Here is an 8,557-nt window from a genome sequence, read left to right as displayed (position 1 = left end):
CTCGACCTGCAGAAACAGCCAAGTCGACAGCAGGGATCACGGCTTAACTACGCGGCCTTGCGACAAGACCCCTGCGAGCTACCTCGCCGGTCTCCATCTTCGCGCCGCGATGATCTGGATCAAAGACCTCACCCGGACCACCCCTTGATCGCAACTCGATACGCGCCCTAGTCGACCCCGCGACCCGCTCCGGCACCGAGGTAGTGCTGGGCATACCTCCAAGTTGATGGATCGCCGTGATGCGGGCGCCGGTGCCGCGGTGGTGGGATCCGAGGCATGAGGCGAAGGCTTCCCGTACACGTCACCGCTCTCCCGGCAGTCCTTGCCGATGCGGCATTGACCGGCGGCTTGGTGAACGCGGCGTCCGGTCCTCCGCTGACTCCGGCGCAGGTGACGTCTCACCCGTCCGCGAGCTGGTCGCAGAGCCGGGACACCGTAATGCGGCGGCCGATCGCCGGTGGTCAGGACGAAGAGTCCGACTGGTCGGCGGACGGCTTCAGCGACCACTCGCCGCGCCAGGCCGTCCGGCTCAGCGCGGGCGGCGGGGCCTGCGACGCGGTCCTGGATACCGACCGCATCCTGGCCGGCCCCGCCGACCCGGACCGCCCCCGGCCGTCCCATGTACATGAGGACGGGCTGCATCCCGACAACGCGCAGGTGCAGGCACTGGCGCGCGGCATCGGCCTGGAGGTCGTGCGATGAGGGCTCCTGCCACCGCGGGGCCGCACGTCGGCGTCCCGGTCGCACCCGTGCAGCTGTACCAGGTGAGCAGGCATTACGGGGCCGGTGAGACGCAGGTGCAAGCGCTGGCCGACGTCAGTGTGACCTTCCCGGCCGGTTCCTGGACTGCCGTGATGGGCCCGTCAGGGTCGGGAAAGTCCACCCTGCTGCACTGCGCCGCGGGCCTGGATCGCGTCCTGCTGGCCGGACAGGACATCACCCACGCCACCGACGCGGAACTGACCAGGCTGCGGCGCCGCGCCGTGGGGTTCGTCTTCCAGAACTTCAACCTGATCGGCTCGCTGACCGCCGAGCAGAACGTCGCGCTCCCGTTGCGGCTGGCCGGGGCCCGGCCATCACGCCGTGATGTGCAAACCGCGCTGGCCGATGTGGGACTGGCCGACCGCGGGCGGCATCGACCGCGGGAGCTGTCGGGCGGGCAGCAGCAGCGGGTGGCGATCGCCCGCGCGATGGTGACGCGGCCCGCGGTGCTGTTCGCCGACGAACCCACCGGAGCCCTGGACACCGGGTCGGCCGGCACGGTCCTGCGGCTGCTGCGCCGCATGGTCGACGCCGCCGGGCAGACCGTCGTCATGGTCACCCACGATCCGGTCGCGGCGGCGAGCGCCGACGCGGTGGTGTTCCTGTCCGACGGCCGGATCGCCGACCGTCTGCTGCGCCCCTCCGCCGCCCAGGTGGCCGGACGGCTCACCCGGCTGGAGGGCTGACCCATGCTGCGCATCTCCGCCAGCACCGTTCGCGACCGCTGGCCGCTGTTCGCCGGAGCGCTGCTGACGGTCACACTCGGCGTGGCCCTGGTCCAGTCGTCGGTGCTCGTGCTGGTCTCCACGGGCGAGCCCACGATCCCGCCGGGCGCTTCCGGTCGGGTCGCCGAGCAGATCAGGGAGGGGTACGTCGGGGCCGCGACGCTGCTGGGCATGGCCACACCGCTGGCGATGTTCCTGGCGGTGTTCATCGTGGGCTCGACGTTCGCCTTCTCCGTCGAGCAGCGGCGCAAGGAGCTGGCCCTGCTGCGGATGCTCGGCGGGAGCCGCCCTCAGCTGATCAGGCTGCTGCTGGGCGAGGCGTTCCTGCTGGGGCTGGCCGGCAGCGCCTTCGGGATCCTGCTGGGCGTGCCGGCCACCTGCGTCCAGGCCCGGCTGCTGATCGGGATCGGGCTGCTTCCCGGCGACTTCTCCGCCCACTGGTCCAACGGGATGCTGCTGCTGTCGCCGGCCGTGGGAATCAGCGTCGCGGTCTTCGGGGTGCTGTCGGCCTCCTACCGGGCGGCGCGGGTGCGCCCGTTGGACGCCCTGCGCAACGCCCCCCGTGCCACCCGCGTGATGACCCTCGGCCGCTGGCTGTGGGGGGTGTCCTCACTCGCGCTGACCGTCATGCTCGTTGCGGCAGGGCATGGGGCGGATCTGCTGGGCGCCCTGCTGGTCGCGATGGCGATCCCGGTCTTCGGATCGATCGCCCTGAGCGCGTTGAGCCCGCTGGCCGTCCCACCGGTCGGCCGGCTGCTGGGGACGGTGCTGCGGACCAGCGCGCTCGGCGAACTGGCGCAGGCCAACCTGCGTGACGCGGTACGGCGCAGCGCCTCGACAGCCGCTCCCGTCATCGTGCTGGTCGGCCTGCTGGTCGGCCTGACCGGCGCACTGAACTCGCTGGCTCGCGCTACCGGCGCCGACCTCGAACGCAGCACCGCCGCCGACCTGGTGGTCGCATCGACCGGTGCGGCCGCAGCCCGCATCCCCCAGATCCCCGGCGTCGCCCTGGCCTCTCCGCAAAGCCAGGTGGAGATGTCGGTGACGGCCCGACACCGCGTGGAGCACCGCTCCTACCGGCGGACCTACCATTCGGGGGTCATCGCGGTCGACGGCGCCGCCTACCGGCGCACCCACCGCCTCACCCCGCGCTCGGGCTCCCTGGACGCCCTGCGCGGCCGCACCGTCGCCATCGGCCCCGGGCTGGTCGGCGAAGGCGTCCGCGACGGCACGGTCACGGCGCGGATCGGCCCCCACGGGTTCACCCTGCGCACCGTCGCGCCCCTGCCGGAGGTCCTGGAGAACGGCAGCGACAACTTCCTGGTGCCGCGCGATCTCATCCCCACCGCGATGCTCGCCGACGCGCCGACCGAGACCCTGGTTCAGGTCTCCCCCGGCGCATCACCGCAAGCGGTCGCCGGCCGGATCCGCGCCGCCGGGATCGGCGAGGTGCGCACCCTCGGCCAATGGGCCGACGCCCGAGTGGAGACCCAACAGCGCGGCACCACGGGGATCATGGCCGTCCTGATGGGCATGTCCGGCCTGTACGCCGCGATCGCGGTGATCAACGCCGTCGTGATCGCCGCCGCAGAACGCCGCACCGAGTTCGCCGTCGCCCGCGCCACCGGGCTGAGCCGCAGCCAGGTCGTCCGGATGGCCGTCATCGAGTCCGCCGCGGTCACCCTGATCGGCCTGCTGCTGGGAGCCCTGGTCGCCGCGGCTGCGCTGGCGGGCTTCTACCCGGGTCCTGCAGGCGTGCACGTCCTCTCCGTACCCTGGCCCCTCCTCGGCTTGCTGATCATGGCCTCACTGGCCGTCACCGTCACCGCCAGCGCCCTGACCGCTCTAACAGCGACCAGACCGTCCCCCACGGCCCTGGTCGCCGCCCGCGAGTAACCATCCGGCGGAGACCCGGCAAAGAGCCCGACCGTGATATGACACAGAACGGCCTTATCCGTCAACTCACCGAGCTGGCCGCGCGCTTCCCGCACACCGATCTCCGCGCCCGCAGGGGTCTGTTCGGTGAACATGGACAACAGGATGGACGCAGTGGGCCTTGTGCCGGGTGATTTCCCGGGAAGGCGGTCCACCGACCGCTCAGACGCCGCGGCGGCCGCGCGCGGGGTCAGCGTCGCGCCGTGCACCGGCAAGCCTCCGGGAGCCCTCGGAGGGCGCGGCGTCTGAGCGGTCGGTGGACCGCCCGGGGGTCTCGTTGGCCGGGCCGCCAACGAGCGGGAAGCGGCCTGGACCGTGGCGGTGGCCACCGCCGCAGCGGTGACCGGGGAGCGGCCGACGAGCGAGCATCACCCGGTGAGCGTGCTGAACGAGCAGGCTCAGCGGGGTCGCATCGGCCCGCTGGAGTGGCAGGTGGTCTCCACGGGTCCGTCGCACGCTCCGGCGTTCACCGCCACGGTGGCCACCCGCCCCACCGGCGGCAAGCAGGTCGTCTCCGCGGCCGGGACGGGCGCGGGCGGCGGCCGCCGCAGCGCTGCTGACCGCGCTGGGTTCCGGCTGACGGCTTGTCAGTCGCCTTCGTCCAGGCGGCGGCGCAGCTCGGCCTGCTCGACGTCGGCCAGGCCGGTCGGCCGCAGGCGGTCACCCGTTGCACGCGGCCGCGGACCAGACCGTGGGCGAACACGATCCGTTTCGTCGACGACAGGCCGGGTCCCGGGACGGCTTACCGGGCGGGGATGTCGGTGCAGGTGGTGTCCAGGGCGGGCAGGACGCCCTCGAGCAGGTAGCGGTGGACGGCTCCGTCGACGCAGGCGTTGGGGGTGGAGGTGAACACCCCGGACACCAGGTGGCGGAAGGCGCCGCGCACGGTGACCATGCGCGAGCCGCTCAGCGCCCGGCGCATCGCCCGCTGCCCCGCGTAGGGGGTCTTGGGGTCGCCCAAGGCTCCGACGATCAGGGCTGGGACGTCGTTGCGGATCCGGGTGGGCGGCTCGGCGGGGGAGGCCGGCCAGAACGCGCAGGGCAGATTCATGGCGCGGGTCAGCGGGCCGAACAGAGGTTCGTCGGCGCGGTGGGCGTCGACGTCGTGGTAGTAGGGGCCCGGATCACGGGAGGCCGGCCCGTCCGCGCAGGTGATCGCCATCCGCGCGCTGCCGGCCCCGTTCACCTCCGGGGAGGACAGGAACGCCAGCCCCTCCTGCAGGGAACGGGTCGGGGTGACCTCGGCGCCGCGGGCGGCGTCGTTGAGGACCTGAAGGTCGGCGGCCAAAGAGGCGTAGTCCTGTTCACCGTCCCGGCCCAGGCTGACCAGCAGGATCACCGGGAACACGTGGCTGTCGACCCGGTGGTGGCCGATCCGCAGCGGGTCGCGGGCGGCGGCCCGGTCGATCCGGTGCACGGTGGCCAGCACCCGGGCGGTCGTGGAGCCCAGGCGGTAGCGGTCATGATGGCGGGCGGCCCAGCCGGCCCACTCCTTCAGGGCCGCGGCCAGGGCCGGGCCCATCGGTCGGGCGTAGCCGGGTCCGGCGGCCGCGGGGTCCAGGGCGCTGTCGAGGACGAACCGGTCGGCTCGGCCGGGGAACAGCTGCAGGTAGACCGCGCCCAGGTAGGTGCCGTACGCCCCACCCAGATAGGACAGCTTCGGCTCGCCGAGGGCGGCGCGGATCACGTCCATGTCGCGGGCGGTGGCGCGGGCCGAGGCGTGGGGCAGCAGTTCCCGCTGCCCGACGCAGTGGGCGGCCAGATCCTCGGCCTGCGCGGCGATCCGGTCGAAGCCGCGCCGGTCCGGGCCGGTCGAGCGCAGGTAGTCGCCGATGGGCCAGTGGCAGTTCACCGGGGTGCTGCGTCCGGTGAACCGGGGGTCCATCCCGATCAGGTCGTAGCGGGCCGCGAGCGCGGGGGCGGCCGCCTTGAGCAGCGGCGCGTAGATCCTTCCGGGATCGCCGGGGCCGCCGGGGTTGATCAGCAGCGCGCCGCGCCGGCGCCCGGGGCCGGTGGCCTGCAGCCGGGAGATCGCGACCTTGACGGTGCGCCCGTCCGGGCGGCCGTGATCCAGCGGGACCGTGACCTCGGCGCAGCGCGCTCCGGCGGCGTCCAACCGGGCGCCGATCTCGTCACCGGCACCGGTCCGGCAGTCGCGCCAGACGATCTTCTGCTGTTCGGGACGGGCGAGGGCGCGGTCCGGACCGGACGGCCGGGCTCCGGAGACGGCCAGGGCGCTCGCGCATCCGGACGAGGCGAGCAGCGTGATGGCCGCGGCGGTGGCCATGGAGATCTTTCTCATGGGGCCAGCGTCGCGGGAGGGCGCGTCGCAGCACTCCGCCCTTTGGCGTTTAAGTGATCTTGCTGGTGGGGGGGCGGAGGTGAACCGTGGCCCCGCCCTTGGCGGGGCCACGGTGGCGCGATTGCGGTTAAGCCGTGATCGGTGCGGCCGCCCTGGCGGCCAGTTCGATCTTCGCGCGGTAGGCTGCGCGGGCTTCCTCATCGATCTGCTCCTCGTGCTCGGCGCGCAACCCGGTCCGGCCGTCGAGTCCTTCGCGCAGGATGTCGGCGTGCCCGGCATGCCGGGTGGATTCGGCGAGGACGTGGAGCATGATGGCGAACAGGTTCGTGTGCGAGGCCGGCGTTGACTCCGGCCACCACGGCACGTGGCCGGGGGCGTCGAGGGGGAGCTCGTTGATCGTCGCGTCCGAGTGTTCCCAGGTGCGCCGGTAGAACCCGATGATCTGATCGCGGGTCTCGTCCTCGGTCGCCCACAGATCGCTGCCGTTGGAGTCCTGCCACCGGGGCAGCGGTTCCGGGGAAGGGCGGTCGAAGACCTCGCCGAAGTACCTGGCTTCGACGGTGGCCATGTGTTTGACCAGGCCGAGGAGGTTGGTCTCGGTCGCCGTCAAAGGTCGGCGGGCGTCGTATTCGGACAGGCCGTCGAGTTTCCAGAGCAGCGCCCTGCGGTCCCGCCGCAGTCTCTCGTGCAGGTTGTCTTTCGCGAAATCGTCGATCATGGGTCACGATTCTGTCAGGCTGCGCCGGTGGGCTCAGGTTTCGAGCTGCCTGGCGTCGGCTCCGCCAACCATCGCTCACAGCCATGCTGCGATCGGCACAGCCGTCCGACGCCGGATCATCGACGAGTGCGAACAGGCACTCCACACGCATGACCGCGGGGCAGACGACTGGTCCACCCAAGCGATCAATATCTGGCACCTCCTCGGTGCCCTCGCCTTGCTCCCTGAGCTACACACCGACCGGCGGGAGACTTGGCGCCCTTGAGGACCGGTACCAGAACTCGTTCACCGAACCGACCCCGAAAATCGCGAACTGGTACCAGAATTCATACGAATCACGGTCCCAAAACTCGTTCGTGAAACCAGAGGCGGGCTCGTGCGGCAGCTGCCCGCCGGGTTGTGACTGCTGCTCCTGACCCCGAGCCCGGGGCCGGCCGAGTCCGGTTCCGGGCGGCGCGCCGCCCCTTGGCCTGAAGAGGAGGACCCGTGTCCCATTCCGTGCGGCATCCGCTGTTCGCCCGCTACTACGCCCGCGCCAGCCTCGCGATGGAGCGCGGCATCGCCCGTCACCGCACCGCCCTGCTCGCAGGTCTGTCCGGGGCCGTCGTCGAGATCGGCGCGGGCAACGGCCTGAACTTCACCCACTACCCCGCTACCGTCACCCACGTCCTGGCCGTCGAGCCCGAACCGCACCTGCGCGGCATCGCCGAGCGCAACGCCGCCCGCGCGCCCGTCCCCATCACCGTCGTCGACGGCCTCGCCGACCACCTGCCCGCCGCCGACGCCTCCTTCGACGCGGCCGTCGCCTCCCTGGTGCTGTGCACCGTTGCGGATGTGGGAGCCGCGCTCGCCGAGATCACCCGCATCCTGGTGCCCGGCGGCCAGTTGCGCTTCCTGGAGCATGTCCGCTCTCCACGTTCCGGGACGGCCCGCATCCAGCACCTGCTGGACGCCACCTTCTGGCCGCGGATCGGCGGCGGCTGCCACTGCGGCCGCGACACCGCCGCAGCCCTGCGAGAGGCCGGGTTCACCATCGACCGGCTCACCCGCCTGACCACCAAGGACACCGCGATGCCGTTTCCCGCATCCCCCCAGATCCTCGGTACCGCCACCCGCTCGCGGTAGCGGGCGGCCTGCAGCGGATTGACCGCCAGCACCGTGTATCCGGCCGCCACCAACGCGGCCACCCACAGGCCCCGATCGGTCTCGATCCCGACGACCACCTCGGCCTCGTCGGCCTGCTCGCCGAGCTGCTCGGCGATCATGGCGTGCAGCCGTGCCACGCCCTCCTCTCCCTCAGGGAGCCTGATGGCCTCCTCCCAGAACTCATCAGGTACACCCCTTCCCAGTGATCCACAGGTTCCGATCGTTGCTCTACAGTCACCCAGAAAAGATCGTCTGCACTCCCCCACCTTGGATGTTCGGTATGCACCTCCTCATCGTCGCCCTGACCCTGGCCAGCGCACCCGCCATCGCCCCGGTCCACACCGCCGAGCCCGACCCGGTGGCGGGCCTGCGGTTCCTGCTGGCCCGCGGGGCCGGCGCAACGACGGAGTTCTACGGCAACACCTCCACCGACCTGGAGCGGCAGGTGCAGCTGAGCAACGGCCGGACCACCATCATCACCACCGGCATGGAAGTCAAGGGCACCGGCAAGGTCAAGCTGGGACGGGCCGGCGTGATCGCCTCAGAGCACACCCGGCGCATGAGCATCGGCGGCGAAAAGCAGCTGATGGTGGAGGCGGCGGCCACCGACCCCTACTTCGCCGGCGTGCTGCGCGCCGCGGGCAGGCTGCGTCTCATCAGCGTGGGCGGCTGGCAGTACCAGCTGGCGCCGGGGGCTGCATCCTGGGTGCGCATCGGGCGCGCCAGCGGCGCCGCCGCCGCTTACGGCGATCAGTTCATCAACGTCTTGGAGCCGGCCACGCTGCGCACGCTGCTGGCGGCCGCCAGCAGCAAGGACGTCACGCCCTGGCTGAAGGACAACACCAGCGGGCGCAGGCAGCGGATCTACACCCTGAGCGGAACGATCACGCTCAAACAGCTCTACCGTGTCTCCCGCGTTCCGCGTAATTCAGCGGCCTGGAGGCTCGAATATGGGCTGTGAGCTGGGCT

The 8,557-nt window shown here is 71.9% G+C and carries 7 protein-coding genes; 5 read left to right on the top strand and 2 right to left on the bottom strand.

What is annotated here, in order from left to right; genetic code table 11:
- Positions 1-438 precede the first annotated feature (438 nt).
- From IEZ06_RS35165 to IEZ06_RS35155, 3 genes are read left to right on the top strand one after another with little or no spacing between them, the layout of a single operon-like run.
- Positions 439-702 carry an SGNH/GDSL hydrolase family protein gene (locus tag IEZ06_RS35165; protein ID WP_189240994.1) on the top strand — a complete coding sequence of 88 codons (264 nt, stop codon included), beginning with the start codon at positions 439-441 and terminating at the stop codon, positions 700-702.
- Entirely contained in the window at positions 699-1,448 is a 750-nt protein-coding gene (locus IEZ06_RS35160) for an ABC transporter ATP-binding protein (RefSeq protein ID WP_189240993.1), read from the top strand. The genes IEZ06_RS35165 and IEZ06_RS35160 overlap by 4 nt, the downstream gene beginning before the upstream one ends.
- 3 nt (positions 1,449-1,451) lie before the next feature.
- Complete coding sequence (locus IEZ06_RS35155; RefSeq protein WP_189240992.1) at positions 1,452-3,383, top strand: FtsX-like permease family protein; 1,932 nt, start codon at positions 1,452-1,454, stop codon at positions 3,381-3,383.
- Between the two features lie 781 nt (positions 3,384-4,164).
- On the opposite strand, the gene IEZ06_RS35150 is transcribed toward IEZ06_RS35155, so the two are convergent.
- Together IEZ06_RS35150 and IEZ06_RS35145 are read right to left on the bottom strand one after the other, a co-directional pair.
- Entirely contained in the window at positions 4,165-5,724 is a 1,560-nt protein-coding gene (locus IEZ06_RS35150) for an alpha/beta hydrolase (RefSeq protein ID WP_189240991.1), read from the bottom strand.
- Positions 5,725-5,851: 127 nt separating this feature from the next.
- Positions 5,852-6,442 (bottom strand): DinB family protein, encoded by a 591-nt coding sequence (locus tag IEZ06_RS35145; protein ID WP_189240990.1) that lies wholly within the window; start codon positions 6,440-6,442, stop codon positions 5,852-5,854.
- Between the two features lie 486 nt (positions 6,443-6,928).
- Between IEZ06_RS35145 and IEZ06_RS35140 the strand changes: the two genes are divergently transcribed.
- Both IEZ06_RS35140 and IEZ06_RS35130 read left to right on the top strand, forming a co-directional pair.
- Entirely contained in the window at positions 6,929-7,567 is a 639-nt protein-coding gene (locus IEZ06_RS35140) for a class I SAM-dependent methyltransferase (RefSeq protein WP_229799130.1), read from the top strand.
- A gap of 301 nt (positions 7,568-7,868) precedes the next feature.
- The gene (locus IEZ06_RS35130) at positions 7,869-8,549 is read left to right on the top strand and encodes a hypothetical protein (RefSeq protein WP_189240989.1); all 681 of its coding nucleotides are present in this window, start codon (positions 7,869-7,871) and stop codon (positions 8,547-8,549) included.
- Positions 8,550-8,557: the final 8 nt, after the last annotated feature.

Origin of the sequence: Planomonospora antibiotica (assembly GCF_014647955.1) — a bacterium.
Lineage (GTDB): Bacteria > Actinomycetota > Actinomycetes > Streptosporangiales > Streptosporangiaceae > Planomonospora > Planomonospora parontospora.
The sequence above is the reverse complement of the archived record's forward strand: the minus strand, read 5'-3'. Positions and strand labels throughout refer to the sequence as shown.